Genomic DNA, 24,681 nt, shown 5'->3' on the forward strand with positions numbered 1-24,681 from the left:
CACACAACAAACACCTAGCATTTTTCCCCTTCCTGTCTGCTCAACATACCCTTTCAAAAAAGGGTAAGGGGATGTTTTTGTTTTATTTAACAGAAAACCATTCAAATTTATGAAAAAAAATCGACAATCAAAGGCTTTTTGGCTTACTATTATGAGAATTACTGGAATGCAGTTTTTCATGATTCTATTCCTCACGAGTTTTGCTTGGGCAAAAACCTCTGCGCAAGAAGAACTCAACAAAAAGATAAGTATCTCTATCGACGGAATAGTCCTAAAATCAGCTTTACAAAAAATTGAAAAAACCGCTCAAATAAGAATTTCCTACAACTCGCAAGTTGTGCCTCTCAACAGAACAGTCACTCTTTTGGCAAGCAACGAACGTGTAGGCGATGTTTTGGAGCGTTTACTCAAGCCCCTTTCGGTGACCTATGTAATGTTTAACAATCAAATTGTTTTACGTAAAATCGAAACACCCAGTACTACCACCAACGCCACAGAAACAGAGCGAGAAAACGTGGTGGCTTTACCAACTGTTTCAGGAACTATTACCGATGAAAAAGGGAAAGCACTCCCTGGAGTAAACATTACGATTAAGGGCACCACAAAAGGAACAAATTCGGACGCAAGCGGTCACTTCAAAATCGAAGTTCCTACTGAAAACACAACCTTAGTGTTTAGCTATGTAGGCTATGTTAAACAAGAAGTAGTGGTCGGTAATCGAACCGTTTTCAATATCTCCTTGGCACTCGAACTCCAATCGCTCGATGAAGTTGTTGTGGTAGGTTATGGTACCCAAAGCAAAAGAGCAGTATCGGGTGCGGTATCTTCAGTAGGTTTTAAGCAGTTCCAAGACCGTTCATTTAGCAATGTCACTCAAGCACTTTCTGGTCAGATTGCTGGGGTAAATATCAGCCAAAGTCAAGGTGCTCCTGGGGTATCTCCTATTATTCGTATTCGTGGTGTAAGCTCCATAACGGCAGGTACAAACCCACTTTTTGTGGTGGATGGCGTACCACTTGAAAACTTCAACTTGAATATGGTAAACCCTCAAGATATTGAATCTGTAGAGGTATTGAAGGATGCTTCTTCAGCAGCAATTTATGGTTCTAGAGGAGCCAATGGCGTTATTTTGGTGACAACCAAATTAGGAAAAGCAGGTAAAACCACCTTCAGCGTTGGCTACGAATCGGGTGTACAAAGCGTAGAAAGACGTGTTAAAATGATGGACGCCCAGCAGTGGATTAATTATTACATCGATGCTCATAATAATGCTTGGGTTGATTTGAATCCAGCTAAAAACAAAGCTTCTGACCCTAACAGCGTGAGAGGCTCGGTTTACAAAATTCCTGATGAGTTTTTGACTAATCCTCAACAGTTTGGCAAAGGTACAGATTGGCAAGATGTGATGTTTAGAGTAGCTCCTTCTCAAAATGCACAATTCTCAGCTTCGGGCGGTACAGACAAAACACAGTTTATGTTTTCGGCAGCGTACCTAAATCAAGACGCTGTTTTAGACGAAAACTATTACAAACGTCTTTCGTTACGTTCGAATATCAAGCATCAATTGAGCAACAAATTTACGATTGGCTTAAACCTTGGTGTTACAGGAATTTTTGATAGAACCGATGGTACGCAAGGAAAAAGTGATGTGGTAAGTTTGGGACTTCAAAGTGACCCTATTTTCCCTGTCTACAACGAAAATGGTAATATTGGCTATCGCGACCCAAATTCAGTTTGGAACAAATACGTGGCCTACAATGACCTTAACTTATGCCATCCATATTCATTGACACGCTATATCCACAAGCAAAATAAGACTTTCAACACACTAGCTACAGGCTTTTTGGAATACAAAATTTTGGATGATTTAAAATTCAAAACAAGTATTAGCGCCAATTTGTATAATACTCGTTACAACTCTTACCGTGTCAACAAACAGGGCTATGGCTACTCGGGTATTCTTCCTGCCGAAGGTTATTCAACAAGCGGATACAGTCTGAACTGGTTGAGCGAAAATACTTTGAACTATGATAAAAGCTTCGGCGATCACAATTTGGCTTTACTCTTGGGCTATTCTGTTCAAAAACAACGCAATGAATTCGCGTCAATTACGTCTGGTAGTTTTCCAAACGATTTAGTTGAAACTCTCAATGCTGGAGTAGTTTCTGGTGGCTTCACCAATGCTTCAGAATGGGCAATGATTTCGTATTTGGCAAGAGCTCAATACAATTATTTGAACAGATATTTCTTCACTGCCGCTATCCGTCGTGATGGAAGTTCAAGATTTGGAGCCAACAGCCGTTGGGGATATTTCCCTTCAGTATCAGGTGCTTGGGTAGTTTCGGATGAAAACTTTATGAAAGATATTAGAGCTATCAATAACCTAAAATTCAGAGTAAGTTATGGTATGTCGGGTAACAATCAAATCCCAAATTATGGCTCAACTAGTTTATTAAGTTCTTCTAACTATGTTTCAGGCTCAACGCTAGCTTCTGGTTTAGCGATTTCGAATATTGCCAATACCAATTTGCAATGGGAACGTACAACGCAATTTAACCTTGGCTTAGACTTAAAATTGCTGAACAACCGTATTGGCTTATCTGCTGAATATTACAATTCAACGACCAACGATATGTTGCTGAACGTACCTGTTCCAGATATTACGGGCTTCTCTACGCAGTTGACAAATATCGGTAAAATGGAAAATAAAGGCGTAGAATTAAACTTGAATACCCAAAATGTCCAAACACCTAAATTTAGTTGGTCAACTGATTTCAACTTTAGTTCAAACCGCAACAAAGTCTTGCAATTAGGTCAAAACAATGCGCCTATTACTTACACTGATTTTGTGGTTACGGTAAAAACAGAAGTGGGACAGCCAATTTCCAATTTCTTTGGATACGTAGTAGATGGAGTATTCAAAAACCAAGCACAGGTAGATGCAACGCCTCATTATTCGACCACAAAACCTGGTGACCCAATTATCAGAGATGTGAATGGAGATGGAAAAATCACGGTTGACGACCGCACTACCTTGGGTAACTATCAACCTGATTTCATGGCGGGTATTACCAACAACTTCTCTTATAAAGGCTTTGACCTGTCGTTTATGTTCCAAGGCTCATTTGGAGGTGAAATTGTCAACCAAAACTTCCGTTACTCAGGTTTTTGGAACAACGGACGTAATATGTACGCAGGTGTAGCCAATCGTTGGCGCTCAGAATCAGACCCTGGCGATGGCACACACTTCAGAGCTACATTAGGTTTGACAGGTTTACAAGACCAATTCACAAGTCTTTGGGTAGAGGATGCCTCATTTGTGAGATTGAAAAACATTCGCGTTTCGTACACTATCCCATCATCTATCACTCAAAAATTACATTTGAAAACGGCTCGTGTGTACGTAAATGCCGAAAACGTGTATTTGTGGAGTAAGTACACCAACTATGACCCTGAAAATACTACTTACAACGCCTCTAACTTCTCGGGCGAAGCCAATGGTAACTCTTCAAGTGGTTTGAACGCTTCAGGAAATGCACCAAATGGTGCTTTCATTGGCGTAGATTATGGCTCATATCCCATCCCAAGAGTCATTACAATTGGTGCTAAGATAGATTTTTAATCAATGTTTTTTAAACTTCAAAAAACAGGATAGACATGAAAAAAATTGTAAAAATATACCTTCTCATTGCCGCAAGTTTACTTACTACCAGTTGTAGTGATTCATTTTTAGAACTTGCGCCGATTTCAAATGCAACGGCAGACAATTTCAAATCAACCGACGACTTTGAACTTGCCATCAACTCGGCATACGCTTCTTTATATACGGTTTATCATCCCGAAGGACCCGTTTCGTATTGTAATGAACAAATGAGCGACAATGCCATTATGTACAATATTTCAGGGATTCAGGCAGACAAATGGCAGTTTAAAGATTATAGCTTGATGACCACCAATACCATGGTGTATCAGTTCTGGCAAGATTATTATCGTGCCGTTTTTAGTACAAACATTGTTTTAGATAAAATTGAAACGGCATCTTTGAGCGAAACATATAAAAACGATGTTCGTGCTCAAATGCGTTTTTTAAGAGCCTTATTTTACTTTAATATGGTTCAAACTTGGGGCGATATTCCTTTGGTAACAAAGCCTCTTTCGGGTGACGAGGCCTATGCCGTACCTCGCTCACCACAAGCCGATGTGTATGATTTGATTAAGAAGGATTTAGGCTTTGCTATCGAAAATTTGCCTTTGGCTTCTGCCATTCCTAGTACTAAAATCGGTCGTGCTTCAAAGGGTGCTGCTCAAACACTGTTAGGAAAAGTATATTTGACTTTGGGCGACAAAACCTCCGCAGCAAATGTGTTGAAGGATGTTTACAATAGCAATCAATATGCTTTATTGAGCACCTACGCTAGTCTTTGGGGACCGAATGTAAAAAACACCAAAGAATCTATTTTTGAGATTCAGTTTTTGGGAGGTTCTGCATCTGCGCCTTACAGTCGTTACTATCAAACTTTTTATCCAAACAATAACTTCCTTGGATTTTATGGTAGTGGCATGAACCAAGTAACTGACGATTTGTACAACGAATACGAAGCCAACGACCCACGCAGAGACTTGTCCATTGCTTTAGGATATAATAATGGAACAACCTTTATTGCGCAAAAATATCCTATCAAATGGACTCATACCAATGCTCCTATCGGAAGTGGTAACCCTTTAGCCAATAACAACTTTATGGTATTGCGCTATGCCGATGTCCTACTAATGTTGTCAGAGGCTACGGGCGATGCTACTTATCTGAATCAAGTGAGAACCAGAGCAGGTTTGCCTAAATTTGGCGACGCAGGCTACCCAACTGCTTTTGCAGGCTCGTTGAGTACCGCAATTGAACACGAAAGAAGAGTAGAACTTGCTATAGAATTCCATCGTTGGTTTGACTTGAAACGTACCAACCGTGCCATTACGGTTTTGCAGCCAAAAGGAAAAGCCATTACAACAGATAAACTATTGCTTCCTATTCCTCAAATCGTGAGATCTCAAAATCCAGCGATTACGCAAAACAATGGATACAATTAAGTATCAATGCTCAATTTGGAGTTGTGAATTGTGAGTGTAATTTTTAATTATCAGCACTTTACTTTTATCCAGTAATCAGAGTCAATTTATACATAAGCTGGTTCAAGGCAGATAATAGTCTATTATCGCTTTGAACCAGCTTTTTATTTTCAACGATTATGATTTTTCCAAAACCTAGACTATTAATTAAGAATAATCCTTATTTTTAGGTAAAAAAACCATACCTCTAATGACAAGCATCCAAGAAATATCGAGAGACAACATCTCCATCCTAGCCCATTTAGCCACTCAACTTTGGACTGATACTCATTTCGACGAAATGTCAGAGCATTTTGAAGAAGTATTATTGGCAGAGCAACCAACAGCTTTTCTATTACTACAAGATCAAAAACCTATTGGATTTATTGAGTTGAGTGTTCGTCAAGACTATGTAGAAGGTGCCGAAGATATGCCTGTAGCCTACGTCGAAGGAATTTACGTTGACAATGTTTTTCGTAAAAAAGGCTTGGCCCTCCAACTCATTCATAAAGCAGAACAATGGGCACGTTCACAAGGATACACGCAACTTTGTTCAGACTCAGAACTTGCCAATTCAGGCAGTATTATATTCCATCAAAAAGTTGGTTTCGAAGAAGTTGGAAGGATTGTATGTTTTGTAAAAAATCTCAACTAGAAATTGGTTAGCAGTGTATCCGTTATTTGATGGGACTCACAATCAGAATTACTCTATCAAGGTCAATAACAGATATATTATTTATTTCATATTTCCTGTTACTTAGTTAAATGATAAGTCATAAAATGTCTATTGTCCAATAGTTAGTTGACAATACTTCACTCAAGTCATTGGTATCTTGTCAACAAGTTCTAACTCAATTACAAAACCTTTTAAATATGAATCAACAACCCTCTAGTGCATTTGTGGCCGCTTCTTGGGTAGCACTCGGTATTGGTATCGTAGGATATCTCATAGGCTTATGGAACGCCGAAATGGCACTCAATGAAAAAGGATATTATTTTACCGTTTTGATGTATGGTCTTTTCTCTGTGATTTCATTACAAAAAAGCGTTCGTGACAAACTCGAAAATATTCCAGTTACAGCGATTTATTATAGTCTAAGCTGGTTTTCAACCATTTTAACGATTGTTCTGTTAACAGTGGGCTTATGGAATGCAACGCTACTTCCGAGCGAAAAGGGATTCTATGCTTTTGCCTTTCTATTAGCACTTTTTGGTGCCATTGCCGTTCAGAAAAATACAAGAGACAGTCAGAAGGGTAATAATTAGGTTAGCCGTTAGCCGTTAGCCGTTAGCCGTTAGCCGTTAGCCGTTAGCCGTTAGCTAGAAAAATGGTTCATGGTAAAATCTACTCATAAAGTTGTAGATTTTCTTATCTGGAGGCGCAAGGCATTGCGTCTCTACCTTTATGATTTTTTAATTCACAATTCACTAAATTGATTATTCACCATTCCCCAATGCCTCTGATTAAACTTCAAACCGAGATATACTCCACCATAGAAATATGCTTTGATTTAGCCAGAAGCATCGATTTACATACGATTTCAACAGCACATACTCATGAAAAAGCTATTGAAGGAAAAACCACTGGCATGATTGGATTAGACGAATTTGTAACCTTTGAAGCAACACATTTTGGCATAAAACAACATTTGTCGGCACAAATTACAGCTTTTGATCGACCATATTACTTCAAAGATGAATTGATTAAAGGTGCTTTTAAGTCCTTGACCCATATTCATCAGTTTGAATATGTAGGAGAAAAAGTGCTTATGACAGATTTATTTGAGTTTGAATCACCATTAGGGTTTCTTGGGAAATTCGCCAATCGCTTATTCTTGACAAATTATATGACAAAACTACTTATCGCAAGAAATCGTATCATTAAGGAATTTGCAGAATCTGGGAGATATAAGGAAGTTTTAAATCTGATGTAAAATAAGTTTGTACAGATACCCAATTCTAGACTAAGTCTTGAACTAGCACTTAAAAATTCAAAGACAATCATGCAAAAGCCCATTTATTCTTGTATTTGGTACAATCACCAAGCCACAGAGGCAGCCGATTTTTACACAAATCTTTTTCCCAATTCTCATATACTACAACAGAACCCGATGGTAAGCTCATTTGAGCTTATGGGTACTAAATTTATGGGATTAAATGGCGGTCCACGATATAAGCCCAGCCCTGCTTTGTCATATTATGTGTATTGCGGAAGTGAGCAAGAAATAGAGCGATTGTACTCGGCGCTTTTGGAGGGTGGTAATGCCGTAATGCCTCTAGGAGAATATGATTGGAGTAAAAAATACGCATGGCTTTGTGATAAGTTTGGCGTGTATTGGCAATTAGATATTCAAGCAATAGAAGCTTCACAAAAAATCGTTCCTACGCTCCTTTTTGCCAATGATAAATTTCCAAGACTTCAAGAAGCTGTCAATCAATATGTACAGATTTTCAACAACTCTACCATTAAAATAGAATCCCTCTATCCTGCTCATTTCAACTTTCCTGAAGAAAGGGTAATGTTCTGTCAATATCAATTGGGTAGTATTCTATTCAATGCCATAAGCAGCCCAAACGCACACGACTTTGATTTCTCTCCTGGCAATTCATTCGTTGTTGAATGTGATACCCAAGAAGAGATAGATTTTTACTGGGAAAATTTGGGTAAAAATGGAAGATATAACCAATGTGGTTGGCTCGCAGATCAATATGGTGTTTCTTGGCAAATTGTACCCAGTATTTTACCTAAACTCATGAGTGACCCAGCAAAAAGCAAAAATGTAGTTCAAGCATTTATGAAAATGCAAAAATTTGATATTCAAACCCTACTCGATGCTTAATACTGAGTGAGAAAATACTCCTTGACCAGTCACTATACATTTCAACCACTCATCGCAATTTGTTGTGGTGTTCTCTACACATTTCAATATATTGTAGTTAAAACTCTTTCTAGGAAAGGATGTGATTTGATTTTTGCATACTTTTTCACAAAATCTTGCGTTTTAACCAACAATAATTTATCAATCGCAAATACTACAATAAGTCCGTCAAATGTTTATTTTTGTAGTTCTTATCAAGTCCATTTCAATCCAAAATCGAACCCAAGGCTTGATTCTACTCCATAATCCTTACCTGCAAAGGCAGTATAGTATTTGGAATAATCTTTTGCAAAATTGTAGTAAACATTAAATAAAATCATGAATCTAAAACACATAGTACTCTGCTCGGGCGTAGCGCTTACGTCATTTGCCACACATGCACAAGTGAAAAAGTCGGCTACACCAGCATCAAAAGTTGCCACTAAACCAGCCGTTGCCAAAGTAGCAACAGACAACAAGGATTTGAAATTGACCAGCTTAGCTGACTCAGCAAGTTATAGCTTAGGAGTTTTAGTAGCTCAAAACTTCAAAATGCAAAATATTCCTATCAATTCTGAATTGATGGCAAAAGCTTTTGGTGAGGTAATGAAAGGTGCTAGTACGCAAATTTCTGATATGCAAGCCAACCAAATCCTTCAAAAATTCATGATGGAGGCACAAGCAGCTCAGTACAAGCCTATCAAAGAAGCAGGCGAAAAGTTTTTGGCTGAGAACAAAAAGAAGGAAGGCGTTGTTACTTTACCAAGCGGATTACAATATCAAATCTTGAAAGCAGGCGACGGTCCAAAACCAACAGCTAACGATAAAGTAAAAACACATTACCATGGTACTTTATTAGATGGAACTGTATTTGACAGCTCTGTTCAACGTAACGAACCTATTACTTTTCCAGTAACTGGTGTAATTCAAGGATGGATCGAAGCGTTACAATTAATGCCAGTAGGTTCTAAATGGAAATTGTTTATCCCTCAAGAATTGGCTTACGGTTCTCGCGGTAGCGGTCCTGTAATCAAACCTTATTCAGCTTTAATTTTTGAAGTTGAGTTACTAAGTATCGAAAAATAATAAAGCGAATCATAGATTGAGTGATTGGTTTTACCATCAATCACTCAATTACCTTCGCATCGAATCTCTATGAAGAAATATCTCATTGCACTTGTTCCTGTTACGCTATTGGCAGTTATGGGACTTCGCTCGACCTCACATAGTGCCGAGAAAAACCTTACTGTGGCTTACAAATTTAGTGAAGACGACCTCAAGCCCACCGAAACACAGAAAAAAGTAGAAGAATTAGTGACACAAATCCTGACGAATTATCATTACAGAAGGGTTCCTCTCAATGATTCTTTATCTTCTAAAATCCTTGATAATTACATCAAGGAGCTTGACGGTAATAAAATGAACTTCACCAAACAGGACATTCAAGATTTCGAACAATTTCGCTATTCATTGGATGACCAGTTGCAAAAAGGTGATTTGACAGCCGCTTACCAAATCTATAATATTTATCGTAAAAGAGCTAAAGAACGTTTTACGTTTGTGAATCAGCTTTTGGCAAAACCGATGAATTTCAATGTAGATGAGGTTTATACGCCAGACAGAGAAAAAGCTGAATGGGCTTCAAACAAACAAGAGCTTGATGAGATTTGGAGAAAAGCTATCAAAAGTACTTTGTTAGACTGGAAAATCAGTGGAAAAGCTGATACCTCGGCTGTCAAAGATTTGAAGGAGCGTTATTCTCGTAGCGAAAAGTATTTCGATAAAACAAAGAGTGAAGATGTATTCCAACAATACATGAACTCATTCACCGAAAGTATCGATCCTCATACGAACTACATGATTCCTAAGGCTGCTGCACAGTTCAACCAAGAAATGGCGCAGTCGTTTGAAGGTATTGGAGCAACACTTCGTCTGGATGGTGATTATGTAACTATTATCGAGCTTATCACGGGTGGCCCTGCGTACAGAAGCAAAGCCCTAAAACCAAAAGATAGAATCGTAGCAGTAGCACAAGGCGAAAATGGAGCCTTTACTGATATTGTAGGTTGGATGACCGATGATGCCGTAAAATTGATTAAAGGCCCTAAAAATACCATCGTTCGCCTGAAGATTTTATCAGGAGATGCAGCAGTAGGTTCTGTACCAAAAGAGGTACGTTTGGTGCGTGAAAAAATCAAATTAGAAGATGGTAGTGCGAAAAAGGATATTCTAGAATTTACTAACAATGGTCGTTCGTACAAACTTGGTTTAATTACACTTCCAGTGTTTTATCGTGATTTTGAAGGTTCTAGAAAAGGCGAAGGCGATTTCAAAAGTACGAGTGCAGATGTAAAGAAATTCTTGACTGAACTAAAAGCTGAAAAAGTTGACGGTGTAATTCTTGACCTTCGCAACAATGGTGGCGGTTCGTTGGTTGAAGCTGTTAGTTTGACAGGCTTGTTTATTCCTCAAGGCCCTGTAGTTCAACGCAAGCATGCTGATGGTGAAATTTCGGCTGAGTACGACCGTGACCCTTCTGTAACTTACGATGGTCCACTAGGTGTTTTAGTAAACCGCTTTAGTGCTTCGGCTTCAGAAATTTTTGCGGGTGCTATCCAAGATTATAAGCGTGGTATCGTAGTAGGTGAGCAAACTTACGGAAAAGGAACTGTTCAAACTTTAGTTGATTTGGGTCGTTTCTTGAAAGGTGAGCCAGACAACGTAGGTCAGTTGAAAATCACGATGGAGAAATTCTACCGTATTACTGGTAGTAGTACTCAACACAAAGGTGTAACACCAGATATTCAATTGCCTTCAGGCTTCTCGGCAGAAGAATATGGTGAAAGCTCACAACCAAGTGCTTTGCCTTGGGATATGATCGCTACAAGCAAATACACTCCTTCGGCTGATGTAAACGAACAAATCGTTTCGTCTTTGAATAAAAAATACCAAGAGCACTTAAAGTCAGAAACAGATTTGAAAAAATTAGTCGCTGATTTTGATTACTGGAAAAAAGCAAAAGAACGCAAAACCATTTCTTTGAAAGAAGACAAACGTCGTAAAGAAATCGAAGAGCAGAAAAAACGCAATAGCCAAGACCTTGCCGAAGAATTAGCAGATGTTGAAAAACCAGAAACTAAAACTGAAGTAAAAACTGACTCAGTAAGTATTGCGCAAGCAAAACAAAAAGCTGCGAAAGAAAGACGTGAAAAAGACGCTTATTTGAAAGAAACAGAAAGATTATTAACAGATTATATCTTCCTAGCTCCTTCTAATGGTATCAAAATCACGCAGAATAAGAAATAATTAGTGAGTTTTGATTGAGTGAATGAGTGATTATGTTAAAGTTTGCAGGCTATTTATGCACAATGTCTTGCACGTTACTCTGAGGAATATCTCTCATTCAATGTCAAAAAAAAGCGGTCGGAAAATATTTTTCGACCGCTTTTTTTTGATGCTACTATCTTAGACTCAGCTTAAGACGCAATCATTGCGTCTCTACTAGTGAAATATCATTTTTAGAAAAAATGACGAATTTCTTTGTTCGGAATAATTCGTGAATCTTATTTCATTTTCACAATCGTTACACCAGCTCCTCCACGGTCGGCGTGCTCATCTACCATTTTATCTACTTGCTTATATCCTCTCAAATGTTGACGAATGAGTGTTCTTAAAATACCGTCACCTTTTCCGTGTACAATTCTAATTTCATCGTAGCCCACCATAATGGCATCGTTCATGAAGCGATCTACATCAACCAAAGCCTCCTCTCCTCTCTTGCCACGCAAATCAAGATTGAATGAAAAGTTTTGCATTTTTTCATTCATATCAATTCCCGTTAACTTAGCTTTAGGAGAAGCTTTTTGACGGAACTCTTTTCTTGAAATCTTTTCCAAACGGTTTAGCTTTACAGTAGTTTTCAAATCACCAATAGCAACTTCAATATCTTTACCACGAACGCCCAATACCTCACCAATAGCTTCCTGTCCTTTGATACGTACCAATGAGCCTATCACAATATCACCTCCAATTACCTCAATTACATCTTTTTCTTCTTCCTCTTTCTTCGGAGTTGGCTTATTTTTATTCTCAGGTACTTTTTCGATTACTAGAGATTCTTGAAAATCTTGTAAATCTTGGCGAAGCTCTTTTGTAGCCGACTTATCAGCCTCTTGCTCACGTATCTCTTTAATCGTTGCCTCAATTTTCTGGTTAGCTGTTTTTACTAACTCTTTTGCTTGCAGTTTAGCGCTATTCAGAATGGTCTTTTTCTCTGAATCTAATAGGTTTTTCAGCGAGTTATATTGATCAAGTAATTGGTCGAGATGACGTTGTTTTTGAGCATTTTCTACGTTTTTATCTGCAAATACCTTCTTCTCAATTTCTAACTCTTTCACCAATTTTTCAAAACTTACCTGCTGTTTACCCATCTTGTTTTTAGCACGATCGATTACATTTTTAGGCAAACCAATTTTGTAGGCAATCTCAACGGCAAAAGAACTCCCTGGTTTTCCGATTTCAAGCTCATACAATGGCTCTAAGTGTTCTGCATCGTAACGCATCGCACCGTTGACAAGTCCTTTGGTTCGGTCAGCAAAAGTTTTCAGGTTGGTATAGTGGGTATTAATCACACCATACGCGCCCGAACGATTCAAATCCTCAAGAATACTCTCCGCAATAGCTCCACCCAAAGCAGGTTCTGTACCAGTACCAAATTCGTCAATCAAAAATAAGGTCTTTCTGTCAGATTGAATCAAGAAATGTTTCATGTTCGTCAAGTGCGAACTATAGGTACTTAGGTCATTCTCTAAGCTTTGTTCATCACCAATATCAATGAAAATATTTCTAAACAAACCAATCGTAGAATACTCGGCCATAGGCACCAACAAACCACACTGATACATATATTGAATCAATCCAACGGTTTTGAGTGTAACTGATTTACCACCTGCGTTGGGGCCTGAAATCAACAAAATACGATTGTCTAATTCTAAGGTAATTGACAATGGAACAACGCTTTTACCCATTTTCTTGAAAGAAGCATAAAGCAATGGGTGACGTGCGTTTTTCCAGTCTACTAGCTGTGTATTGACGCTTAAAGGCGCAATAGCACCTAGCTCGATAGCATAACAAGCCTTCGCACGAACAAAATCGATAATACCAAGGAAAGTATACGCACGCTTCAAGACAGGTACGTGAGGGCGCAAACGTGTGGTCAAATCCATGAGAATACGGATAATTTCACGGCGTTCTGCCGATTCTAACTCACGAATTTCGTTATTAGCTTCCAGTACTTCGGTTGGTTCTAAGAATACCGTTTTCCCAGTATCTGATTCATCATGGATAAAACCTTTGATTTTGCGTTTGTGCTCAGCTGCCAAAGGAATTACCATACGACCATTACGCAAAGCCAAAGAAAAGTCATCTGTTACCCAGCCATTGCTTCTGGCATTGCGAAGAATACTATCTAATTTTTTACGTAAATCGTTCTCTTGCGAAACCAACTGACGACGAATAGACTGTAATTCTGGACTGGCATTATCTTTCAAACGCCCACGGTCATCAATTACTTTATCTAAAGCATCCAAAATGCCTCTTATCTCTAATTTAGCATCTTTATTGGGCTTTACTTCCTCTTGATTTTTATCGGTACGAGGTTGAAAAGCCATACCCAACAATTCACGTAATTGAGGGTATTGTTCTGGTTCTTTGTTGTCAAAAAAACGAAGACATTCTTGAATGGTACGAAGGGAAAGTTTTACATCAAAAAACTCCGCTTCAGAAAGAAAAGCGCCTTCAATAGCCGCTTTGGTCAGTTGTTGATTAACATCGAGGTAGTTTTGAGAAGGAAATGCCTGTGGTTCATATTGCATAATCTCACGCATTTCATCCACCTGACGAATCATTTTTTGGACTAAATCATAGTTATCCGAAAAGCGAACTTTCTCCACAAATGCCTTGCCGAGTGGACTAATACACAATTCACCAAGTCGTTCTCTAATTCGGTCAAATCCTAATTTTTGTTCTATATTTTGAGGGTATAACATCATAAAAAAATAACAAATTACGTAAGACATTTGTTCGCAGTCTTACCACAGATCATCAAAAAGGTATCTCTGAGTATCTATTTTAACAAAATGCTATCCCCAAATCGATTTATTAGAAACTCAAAGCCCTTATTTTTACAAATTTCAACTCTTTTTTATCGAAATCAAAACCTTCGTGAATATTGAGAAAAATGGTTATTGGATAGTGTTGGAAAAATAGGTTTTTTATTCATAAAAATAGCCCTCAGTGTTATCTGAGGGCTATGTATAATAAAGCCTTAACTTTTTTATTGGCAATCTTTCCATTTACGTTCTATAAAGTCTTGCTTTTTTTCATCATAAATAAAACAGTGTTGCTCAAGTTTTACCATTTTGTTATTTGCCACCTTGTACAAAGTCGAGGTATATTGTGACCCTGCGCAACATTGGTTTACTTCGGTAATTCTTTTGGTTTTCTCATCAAATGTAAGCGAAACTCCTTCAAATCCACTGTCTTTGTATTGTCCGTTTGAGTCAAGCAAAAAGTATTTTGAAGAAGTATTTGCTCCAGCATAAGATGATTCAAATAAAGAAATATCAGCTTGACCATCAAAATTAAAATCGCCCGTTTCTACGCTATTAATGCCCATTGATTGACAATCAACCGCAATAGTTTGAAGCAATTTGTCCGTCTTTTTTTCGAAGACCTTTAAAGCTTTTACACGTGCTTGATAATCATCTTTGGCTTTACTAAGCACAATTTTAAAATATTGATTACCAGAAGTTACTTTTTGCAATAATTCACGATTACTCCAAGCCATACCTTCTCCATCATCAAGGTCGTATTTTTTTGTGAGTGCTATTTTAAAGCTTTTTGTACCAGTAGGGTTGGTCCAAGTTCCTGATAATTGTGTAGCCTTAGTCGAAAACTTATCAATTACCATTTTCCCTGTTACTTTCTCTTTGGCATCTTTTTCGAGAATAGAAAGCACTTTATTCTTGATAGAACCAGAAATATTTATCGGCTCGTCATTGCTGGAATAAACATAAATACCTTGTATTTCGTCATCGGAATAGACATTCAAAATTACCTCAATTGGGTATTTGTCAATTGTACCTGTATAGACAGACTGAGCAAAAGTGGAGCTACACCAGAGTGTACACAAAAGAAAAAATAGTTTTTTCATAGTCAATGGATATGCATAAGGTTTATTCAAAAATTTAGTCTACTCCCGCTGTAAATCCACCTGCTATGGTTAGTCCTTGAGTTCCTGCGGCAATTTTTGACAGGTATAAGGTACTGTTGATATCGTTGTAATAAGTGGCTGCATCTAACACTAAATCCACAATTCCATCGCCATCAATATCTCCCGCAAACTGAACTGTAGGAATTTTTGTATCAAAACGTGGTTGACGAAGCAAGACATTGGTGTAGTTTTTACCCTCTTTCGTAAACGAAATAGAGAGCGTATAATCTGTCACTAAAATCTGGTTAGGATCTTCTTTGGCAATTTCCTTTTTACCTACCGCAAATAGTTTATACTTCACGCCCAAATACTCAAATTCGACAGCATCATTGGGATAAAACTCTGTTTTGGACAAAGTCAACGGAGCTATCACATGATCTTTCAGATAAGACTGCGATTCAATCAAAAGCAAACAAGTATCTTTTTGTGCAATGTTAATTTGAATACCCGTTTTCGCTTCAGGAGTTTCATCAATCATTTCATCATGAACCATTTCCAAAGCAATCTTTGTTGCTCTGAGCTCAAAGCCTTTACTTGTTTGGAAAATACCAACCCATGATTTTTTATCTGAATCCAAAGGCACTTGTCCTTGATGAAAGGTTCCTGGCATCTGAACAGTGATTTGATAATCAGTTTCTTTGGGAAACATGTTTGTAGAGTCAACCTTTACTTGAGCAATTGTGGAATCTGTTGTGGTTTGTTGTTCTTGTGATTTTTGCTTGCAAGAGGCCATAGCAAGCAGGCCTAGCAAGGCGCTAGTTTTCAAAAGTGAGTTCATTTTGGTTCGGGTTTAAATGAGGTATCTAATATAGCAAAAACAAAAGACACTTTCGATTGTGGATTTCAGATTTTTGATTGCAGAGTTTGGGGAGGTAATTTTCTATATCAAAGACGGACGCAAACTGGTCGCCATAACTGATGGACTATTCTAATCTAGTAATTTAAGAAGGAGAATAAAATCGGTTTATTTCGGATATCGGATGTTGGATTTCGGAAGTGTAATCTTTTATATTTCGTAAAAAATACAGGTACTCAAGCTTAAGTAATGGTGCAGAGTAAGATTTGAGGTATATGCATAGGCACTAGGCAAAGAGTGTAAAATGTTCTTTAATAATCACAGAAATGCTTTTTCCCAAAACTAATCGCCGAAAGCCGATAACTGAAAGCCTAAAACATAAAACTCAAATCTAATTTTGCCCACTAACTTATTTCCGAAATCAGAAATCCCAAATCTGAAATAGTTAAAATCCTTCATACTCTACTAACTCTACTCCCCATTCACTCAATAAAAAAATCCCCCAAGGCAAGCCAAGGAGGATTTTTTTATAGTGTTTGATATTTCTTATTGATTCAAGAAATCACCTGAAGTAATTTGCGACAATCCATCCAAAGGACGATTGTACAAATATCCAAAGGTTGCGTAGCTTGTACCATCTACTTCAACTTGGATATCTTTACGCAAGAAGACCGAATCAGCTTCGCTTTCTGGATAGAATTCTTCGTATTCATCCAAAATTTTCACTAAACGAAGTGGATTTGTCAATTTGTATAGCTCACCAACAACTTTGTCAGAGGCATCATCAGAAGGAACAATACCCGGATATTCACCAATATTGAACATCTTCCCTTGATAACTTGCCAAACCGATAAACTCAGAGTTACGAGCTATCAATTTATGCAACTCGTTACCGTATCCTTTACGCAATGTTCCATACACGAATAAGAATTCATCTTTGTCTGGCTCAGGAAGTTTTGCTTCCTCTACCGACAATACTAAGTCTTCTTGTTCAACTACAGTACCTTCGTTGAGCACGATACGAGAAACTACACCTTCGAATGGAGACGATACGATCGATTCCATCTTCATGGCTTCGATAACATACAATGGAGCGTTTTTCTTCACTTCATCGCCCGGTTTCACCAAGATACGACTTAAACGACCTTGTAATGGAGCACCAATATCTCCTTTTGCAGAAGCTTTTGCGTGTTGAGGACGTTCAATTTTGATATTTCTATCTAAAATCTTGATACGACGAGCCTGACCATTCAATTCGAAAGTAACAGTACGCAAACCTGATTCGTCTGGCTCTGAAGCATACAAGTATTTGACAATGATAGTCTTACCTTCGTCGATTGTGATTAAGATTTCTTCATCTTGTTTCAAGCCATAGAAGAATGCTGTCGTAGGAAGAGCTGATACATCGCCGTAGTTTTGTTGAGCTTTGTAATAGTCTTCATATACCTTCGGATACATCTTGTAAGAAAGATAATCCAAGAAACCTTCTTGATTTTCTGGGAATTTAGCTTGGAAATCAGCAAAATCCTTATCAAAATCAATTGGCGTAATATTATCGTTTGGACGACCTGTGATGGCTTGATCTCCTTTTAAGATAATTTCCTGTAATTGCTTAGGGAAACCACCGTAAGGCTGACCTAGACCACCTTTGAAGAAGTCTTTTACTGATTCAGGGAAAGAAAGCGTAGCGCCACGAGCATATACATCCTCAGCAGTCAAGCTATTGGCGGTCATGAAGATTGCCATATCTCCTACTACTTTTGAAGAAGGCGTTACTTTTACGATATCACCAAACAATTTGTTTGCCTCTACGTAATTGTGCTTCATTACTTCAAATTTATCACCTACACCCAAAGCAATCGCCTGACCACGCAAGTTGGTATATTGACCACCAGGAATTTCGTTGTCATAAACCTCAGCAGTACCTGCTTTCAATTCAGATTCGAATGGATAATAGATTTGACGAATATCTTCCCAATAGTTAGAATATTGGTTCAATAAGCCTAAGTTCAATGGACAATCACGCTCGTTGCCTTGCATCATTGCCACCACTGAGTTGAAGTTTGGTTGCGCAGTCAAACCAGACATAGCACCCAATGAACAGTCAACTACATCGACACCCGCTTCGATAGCTTTCAAATAAGTAGCAGCTTGAATCGACGCAGTATCGTGTGTGTGCAAGTGTACAGGAATAGAAAGCGATTTTTTCAACTCTGTAACCAAAGTTTGAGCTTGGTATGGTCTTAACAAACCAGCCATATCTTTTATACAAAGCATGTGAGCACCTTCGTCTTCCAGCTGACGAGCCATGTCTAAGTAATACTGAAGTGTATACTTTTCGTTGTTGAAAATATCACCTGTATAACAAATAGAAGCTTCTGCTATAGAGTTGGTACGCTCACGAACGGCACGAATCGAAACTTTCATCGCTTCAACCCAGTTCAATGAGTCGAAGATACGGAACACGTCGATACCGTTTTCAGCAGATTTTTCTACAAATTTCTCAATCAAGTTGTCAGGATATGCTGAGTAACCAACGGCATTGGAGCCACGGAACAACATTTGCAACAACATATTTGGCATAGCCTCACGGAAAGCCTGTAAGCGTTTCCAAGGAGATTCATTCAAGAAACGCATCGATACGTCGAAGGTTGCACCACCCCATACTTCCATTGAGAATAGTTCTGGGAAGCTTTTGGCAAAACCTTCAGCCACAGCCAACATATCACGGGTACGAACACGAGTAGCCAAAAGCGACTGATGACCATCACGGAATGTAGTATCTGTATAGAGGATTTGCTTTTGGTCTTTTACCCACTGTGCAAACTTGTCAGCTCCCATCGATTCCAAACGTTGCTTATTACCCATTGGATATTCAGCATATTTGTCAAATGCAGGAACTACTGGCGTACGGAAAGTACGTTCGTTTTTCACTTTTACATCTGGGTTACCATTTACTACTACATCTCCTAAATAACGAAGAGCTTTTGTAGAACGGTCACGAGTCGGCGTAAAATTGAAAAGCTCAGGATGTGAGTCAATAAATTGTACCACACATTTTCCTTGTTGGAAAATAGGGTGTTGAATCACATTACGTAAGAAAGGAATATTGGTTTTTACCCCACGAATACGGAATTCGGTTAGAGCACGCAACAAACGTTCAGAAGCGCCTTTCAAGGTACGACCTTTAGCCGAAACCTTTACGAGCATTGAATCGAAGTAAGGAGAAATTTTAACCCCTGGATACGACGAACCTTCATCCAAACGAATACCAAAACCTGCTGCATTGCGATATGCAATGATGGTACCAAAGTCAGGTTTGAAACCATTGGCAGGGTCTTCTGTAGTAATACGACACTGAATAGCATAACCTCTCAATGGAATATCCTCTTGGCGAAGGATATAAATATTCGGGTCAGAAAGTCGGTAGTTTTGAGCAATCAAAATTTGGGTACGCACAATGTCGATACCTGTTACCTCTTCTGTAATAGTATGTTCTACCTGAACGCGTGGGTTTACTTCAATAAAGTAGATATTCTCGTCTTTATCTACCAAGAACTCAACCGTACCAGCGTTGTAATAATTTACTGCTTTACCAATCGATAAGGCATATTTGTACAACTTTTGTTTGGTTTCATCTTTCAAACCCACAGAAGGTGCTACTTCTACTACCTTTTGGAAACGACGTTGTACCGAACAATCACGCTCATAAAGGTGTACTAAGTTGCCGTGTTGGTCACCCAACAACTGCACCTCAATATGTTTTGGTTGGTCGATGAACTTCTCAATAAAGATAGTATCATCACCAAACGCATTTTTAGCTTCGTTTTTCGCTTCAGCGAAAGCTTTTTCTAAAGCCTCCTCTTCACGTACTACACGCATACCACGACCGCCACCACCGGCCGCAGCTTTTACCATTACAGGAAAACCAATACGACGAGCCTCTCTAAGTGCAATATCATACGATACTAGCTCCTCTTTCGAGTCTTCAATCATTGGTACTTCAGCCTTACGAGCAGCATCTTTGGCAGCTACCTTATCGCCCAAAGCATTCATTGCTTCTGGAGAAGGACCAACAAATTTGATTCCTTCTTCACGACAACGACGTGCCAATGTTACGTTTTCAGAAAGAAATCCATAACCCGGATGAATAGCGTCTATTTCTTTCTCCTTACATAACTTTATTAACCCCTCGATATCGAGATATGGTTTTAAAGGTTCGTCGTCCTTACCAATTTGATAAGCCTCATCCGCCTTGTATCTGTGAAGCGAATAACGATCTTCAAATGTGTAAACGGCAACCGTTCGGATACCTAACTCAGAGGCAGCACGCATAATACGGATAGCAATCTCACCACGGTTGGCGACAAGTAAGCTATTAATCGTTTGAACGTATGGTTGTGGCATTTTTTGAGTTTGTCAGTTTGGAGTTTAAAACAGTCAGGAATAAAAATAGATAAAAGGTACTCGTTGAACTACGCAAAATTCGCAATCGTGATTTCTTCTATCATTTACAAGATTAACAGAATAAAGAATTATTAATTCATACAAAAATCAAAAATAAATTGTGTATTTACCCAAACTTTCACAAGAAAATTTGGTCTATATTAGAAAGATGCAATTTTGTTTAGGTTAGATACAACTGATTGATTGTTATGCTAACTATTTCCATAACAAATCACCAATTTTTATCTTAAAAATAGTTAAATCGACAGGTCTACCTAAGTACTTCTCTCTATTTGTCTGCAACCTTTGGATAAAATCTTGCATCTTAGGGTTAAAATCTAAAAATCTCTTTGGACCTACTATGAACTCAACAACCTCCTCTTCCAATCGAATTGCTTTAGTAGATGGCTTACGTGGTATAGCCTTGTTAGGTATCGTCATTGCTCATGCCTTGGGCTGGTTTATTGCCGGCTTTATTCCTGAGTCAGTTTGGCAGTCTTATCAAAATTCTATCCCTACTACCATTGTCAATTATTTTGATGGCATTTTTATTTCAGGAAAATTCTATACCTTTTTTTCTCTTTTATTCGGATTAAGTTTTTCGCTACAATTTACCAATCGTAAAGCAAAGGATACTCATTTCGAGCTCCGATTTCTATGGCGTTTAATACTGCTTTTTGTCATTGGATTTATCCATCATATTCATTGGCGTGGTGATATATTGGGTATTTATGCTTTTTTAGGAATATTTCTATTGCTGGCTAATTTCTTTTCAAATCATGTGGTATTGATTTTGGCGATTTTCATGAGCCTCAATGCTCCTATTTTGATCATTAGAACTATAGAATACTGGCATCCTTCACCAAAAGTTACCGAAGCTGTTGCCAAAAAAGAACAAGAAAAGTCAAATAAAGAACAGCTAAAAAACTTCCAAACCCTCAAAGCTGGAACCTACACCCAAATTATTCAACAAAACTTTAAAGACTTTGCATTCAAAGCCGATTTTCAGTGGAGCTCTGGGCGCATTTTTGTCACTTTCGGTTTTTTTCTTTTAGGATTACTCATCGGACGCCTTCGTTTATTTGATCGTTTTCAAGAATATAAAAAACAATTCAAGAAGACAGTCTGGGCTTGTTTTATACTCAATATTGTCATTGTTGCTTTTTTCATCACCCTGCAAGCGACTGTTCCTTGGGACAAATTACCTTCTTGGTTTGGCATTTTTTCAGAATTCTTATTCTCGATTCATTCTGCCACCATGACCATAATGTATGTGGCAGGTTTTAGTTTATTGTTGTCAAAAATCTCTTGGAAAGGTATTTTAGAACAACTTTCTTATGTAGGCAGAATGGCGTTGACGAATTATTTACTCCAAAGTTTCGTAGGAATACTTCTTTTTTATGGTCTCGGATTGGGCTTGGCGGGGGACTTTAATCCTGCTTGGTGCTTATTAGGCGCTGTGGCAGTCTTTTTATTACAAATCTTACTGAGTAAATGGTGGTTGAGTCGATACTATTATGGTCCAATAGAATGGCTTTGGCGCTCGGCAACGTACGGAAAGTGGCAAAAAATGCAACGCCAATAAATCGTAATAGGGCAATCTGTCAGCGAATGGGTTTTTATTTACCTATCTTTTAAGTAAACTTGCAGGAATTTATCGAATAGCGTATCCAAGGATACAATATCTTTTCGGCAAAACCGAATCAAGAATCTCAAAAGAATATGGAACATCAAAAACCTGTTATAGGTATTACCTTAGGTGACTACAATGGCGTAGGTCCAGAAGTAATACTAAAAGCCCTAGCAAGTAACCGCATCCTCAAAATCTGTACACCCGTGATCTATGGTTCACAGCGTGTATTGAGCTATTACCGTAAAGTATTAGATTTGAAAGACTGGACTTTGCATAGTATTCCTGCCATTCAACAAATCAACTACAAAGTTACCAACGTGATTACTTGTTGGGACGACAAACAAACTGATGTAGAGCCTGGCAAAGTAACTCCCGAAGCTGGCGCTGCTGCTTTGGCTTGCTTACAAAAAGCGACTCAGGACTTGAAAGACGGGCACATTCAAGCGATTGTTACGGCGCCTATCAACAAGTATAATATTCAGTCGGAAGAATTTAAGTTTCCGGGACATACTGAGTTTTTTACCAGTGCTTTCGAAGCAAAAGACTCTCTAATGTTTTTGGTTTCTGAGCAAATCCGTGTAGGAGTAGTGACAGGACATATTCCATTGGGACGTGTGCGTTCTCAAGTTACGCCAGAACGTATTTCTCAAAAATTAACGATGATGCTCGAATCATTAACCAATGATTTTGGGATTCAAAAACCAAAAGTGGCAGTATTAGGACTTAATCCTCATGCTGGCGAAGACGGTTTGTTAGGCAGCGAAGAAAAAGACGTTATTACTCCTGTTTTGGAGCAATTCAAACAAAACGGGAACTTGGTATTTGGGCCATTTCCTGCTGATGGTTTCTTCGGCAATATGCAACATCGTCATTTCGATGCTATTTTGGCCATGTACCACGACCAAGGTTTAATTCCATTCAAATATATTGCCTTTGAAAATGGTGTAAACTTCACAGCTGGCTTACCAGTAGTACGTACTTCACCCGACCACGGAACGGCTTATGGCATTGCTGGAAAAAATTCTGCCAGCGAAACTTCCATGCTTCAAGCCATTTATTCGGCGATTGATATTGTAAAAAACCGCAAAGAATCAGCAGTGGAAATAGAAGAAAAGTAAAACTTTTTCTTACTTTTGAAACAAAATTTAAAATACCCATGAACGTTAAGTTGATGGGTATTTAATTATGAAGAGGTTGAGACCTCAAACTATCTATCCAGTTATTACCAATAATCATTTAACTTAATCAATTTAGAGCAATGTTGAACGAACAAACATCTCGTCGTGACTTCCTCAGAACTAGTCTTTTGACAACTGCTGGTGCAGCACTTCTTTCGAACGATTTATTCGCAAATATTAAAAAGGGTGAAAAGAGCCATATTGGTGTACAATTGTGGTCAGTACGTGAAGATGTTTCTAAAGACCCGAAAGCCGCTTTAGCTAAAATTGCTAAGATGGGTTACAAAAACGTAGAAGGTTTCGGATATTCAAATGGTAAATTCTTTGGCTTATCGGCAGACGAATATTTAAAAACCATGAATGACAATGGCTTAAAAATGCCATCTGCTCACAACATGATTACGTCAAAAGATGTCGTAAACGGTCAGCTTTCAGACAGCTACAAGCGTATGTTGGAAGATGCAGCCAAAGTTGGTCAGAAATACACAATTGTACCTTATATGCTCGACGATGACCGTAATCAAGGTAAATTGATGGCTGATATTTTCAACAAAGCTGCTGAGTATGCTAAAACGTTGAACTTGAAATTTGGCTATCACAACCACGATTTCGAATTCAAATCGCCAAATGGTGAAATGCTTTATACTACTTTATTAGACAATACAGAAAAACATATCGTATTCGAAATGGACTTATATTGGGCAGTAGTAGCAGGTCAAAAACCAGCAGATTGGTTCAACAAATATAAAGGTCGCTTCACTCACGTACACGTAAAAGATCACGATCCAGTGAAAAACGTAAGTGTTGAAGTGGGTGAAGGAGATATCAACTTCCAAGAAATTTTCAACAAAAAAGACGTAGCAGGTCTTAAATACTTTATCGTTGAGTTAGAAGCCTACAAGCGCACGCCAATGGAAGGTATCGAGATTAGTTTGAACAATTTGAAAAAATTGAAATTCTAATTCTGCTATTCTTAGATAAGGATAATCATTTCGAATTGAGTGAGTGATGTTTGAGTAAATGAGTGATTATGCTAAAATCCGCATCATTACTGTAGAGACCTTATACTTTAGGTCTTATGCTAAATCAAACATCGCATAATAATATCCTCTAAGTGGTCGAAAAAATTTCGACCGCTTTTTTGATTTATTGAAGATGCTTAGTTGAGCTTAATATGTATTCAGTATTAAAGTAGTTCTTAACCAAGGCTTCCATTTAGTGGGTGAATAAATTTCCCCGTGTCGAAAATGTTTCTATTAATTTATAAGAAATATTTTTCCGAAAGCCCACAACTGACAGCCGAATGCCAAATGGTTAAATTGTCCTACCTAAAAGCCCAAAGCCGATACCCGAAAGCCCCTTGCGCCCAACATATACCTATTTACCTACAAATATTT

15 protein-coding genes are annotated in these 24,681 nt (G+C 38.2%); 11 read left to right on the plus strand and 4 right to left on the minus strand.

Features of this window, described 5'->3' with window-relative positions:
- Positions 1-109: 109 nt before the first annotated feature.
- From QM524_RS12325 to QM524_RS12360, 8 genes are all read left to right on the plus strand, one after another.
- Entirely contained in the window at positions 110-3,622 is a 3,513-nt protein-coding gene (locus QM524_RS12325; protein ID WP_283344829.1) for a TonB-dependent receptor, read from the plus strand.
- Positions 3,623-3,657: 35 nt separating this feature from the next.
- A complete protein-coding gene (locus QM524_RS12330) occupies positions 3,658-5,082 on the plus strand; it encodes a RagB/SusD family nutrient uptake outer membrane protein (RefSeq protein WP_283344830.1) in 1,425 nt (474 codons plus the stop codon).
- A gap of 229 nt (positions 5,083-5,311) precedes the next feature.
- Positions 5,312-5,755, plus strand: a complete 444-nt coding sequence (gene aac(6'), locus QM524_RS12335) for an aminoglycoside 6'-N-acetyltransferase (protein WP_283344831.1) — start codon at positions 5,312-5,314, stop codon at positions 5,753-5,755.
- Positions 5,756-5,973: 218 nt separating this feature from the next.
- Positions 5,974-6,366, plus strand: a complete 393-nt coding sequence (yiaA, locus tag QM524_RS12340; protein ID WP_283344832.1) for an inner membrane protein YiaA — start codon at positions 5,974-5,976, stop codon at positions 6,364-6,366.
- A gap of 188 nt (positions 6,367-6,554) precedes the next feature.
- Positions 6,555-7,034 (plus strand): SRPBCC family protein, encoded by a 480-nt coding sequence (locus tag QM524_RS12345; protein ID WP_283344833.1) that lies wholly within the window; start codon positions 6,555-6,557, stop codon positions 7,032-7,034.
- Positions 7,035-7,103: 69 nt separating this feature from the next.
- A complete protein-coding gene (locus QM524_RS12350; RefSeq protein WP_283344834.1) occupies positions 7,104-7,940 on the plus strand; it encodes a VOC family protein in 837 nt (278 codons plus the stop codon).
- 357 nt (positions 7,941-8,297) lie between these two features.
- Positions 8,298-9,044: an FKBP-type peptidyl-prolyl cis-trans isomerase gene (locus QM524_RS12355; protein ID WP_283344835.1), complete on the plus strand. Its 747-nt coding sequence runs from the start codon at positions 8,298-8,300 to the stop codon at positions 9,042-9,044.
- Between the two features lie 69 nt (positions 9,045-9,113).
- Complete coding sequence (locus QM524_RS12360) at positions 9,114-11,264, plus strand: carboxy terminal-processing peptidase (protein WP_283344836.1); 2,151 nt, start codon at positions 9,114-9,116, stop codon at positions 11,262-11,264.
- 257 nt (positions 11,265-11,521) lie between these two features.
- Here QM524_RS12360 and QM524_RS12365 read toward each other — a convergent pair whose 3' ends face one another.
- The 4 genes from QM524_RS12365 to QM524_RS12380 all read right to left on the minus strand — a co-directional run bounded on the left by QM524_RS12365 (position 11,522) and on the right by QM524_RS12380 (position 20,434).
- Complete coding sequence (locus tag QM524_RS12365; RefSeq protein ID WP_283344871.1) at positions 11,522-14,005, minus strand: endonuclease MutS2; 2,484 nt, start codon at positions 14,003-14,005, stop codon at positions 11,522-11,524.
- Between the two features lie 287 nt (positions 14,006-14,292).
- Positions 14,293-15,171, minus strand: a complete 879-nt coding sequence (locus QM524_RS12370; RefSeq protein WP_283344837.1) for an XAC2610-related protein — start codon at positions 15,169-15,171, stop codon at positions 14,293-14,295.
- A gap of 34 nt (positions 15,172-15,205) precedes the next feature.
- On the minus strand, positions 15,206-16,009 hold the full coding sequence (locus QM524_RS12375; RefSeq protein WP_283344838.1) for a hypothetical protein: 804 nt from the start codon (positions 16,007-16,009) through the stop codon (positions 15,206-15,208).
- Between the two features lie 564 nt (positions 16,010-16,573).
- The gene (locus tag QM524_RS12380) at positions 16,574-20,434 is read right to left on the minus strand and encodes a pyruvate carboxylase (protein ID WP_166578437.1); all 3,861 of its coding nucleotides are present in this window, start codon (positions 20,432-20,434) and stop codon (positions 16,574-16,576) included.
- Positions 20,435-20,834: 400 nt separating this feature from the next.
- On the opposite strand from QM524_RS12380, the gene QM524_RS12385 reads away from it, so the two are divergent.
- The 3 genes from QM524_RS12385 (at position 20,835) to QM524_RS12395 (ending at position 24,246) form a co-directional block, all read left to right on the plus strand.
- Complete coding sequence (locus QM524_RS12385) at positions 20,835-22,058, plus strand: DUF418 domain-containing protein (protein WP_283344839.1); 1,224 nt, start codon at positions 20,835-20,837, stop codon at positions 22,056-22,058.
- A 137-nt stretch (positions 22,059-22,195) separates the two neighbouring features.
- Entirely contained in the window at positions 22,196-23,224 is a 1,029-nt protein-coding gene (gene pdxA / locus QM524_RS12390; RefSeq protein ID WP_283344840.1) for a 4-hydroxythreonine-4-phosphate dehydrogenase PdxA, read from the plus strand.
- A gap of 140 nt (positions 23,225-23,364) precedes the next feature.
- Positions 23,365-24,246, plus strand: a complete 882-nt coding sequence (locus QM524_RS12395) for a TIM barrel protein (RefSeq protein WP_283344841.1) — start codon at positions 23,365-23,367, stop codon at positions 24,244-24,246.
- Positions 24,247-24,681 lie beyond the last annotated feature (435 nt).

The organism is Flectobacillus roseus (assembly GCF_030056595.1).
GTDB lineage: Bacteria > Bacteroidota > Bacteroidia > Cytophagales > Spirosomataceae > Flectobacillus > Flectobacillus roseus.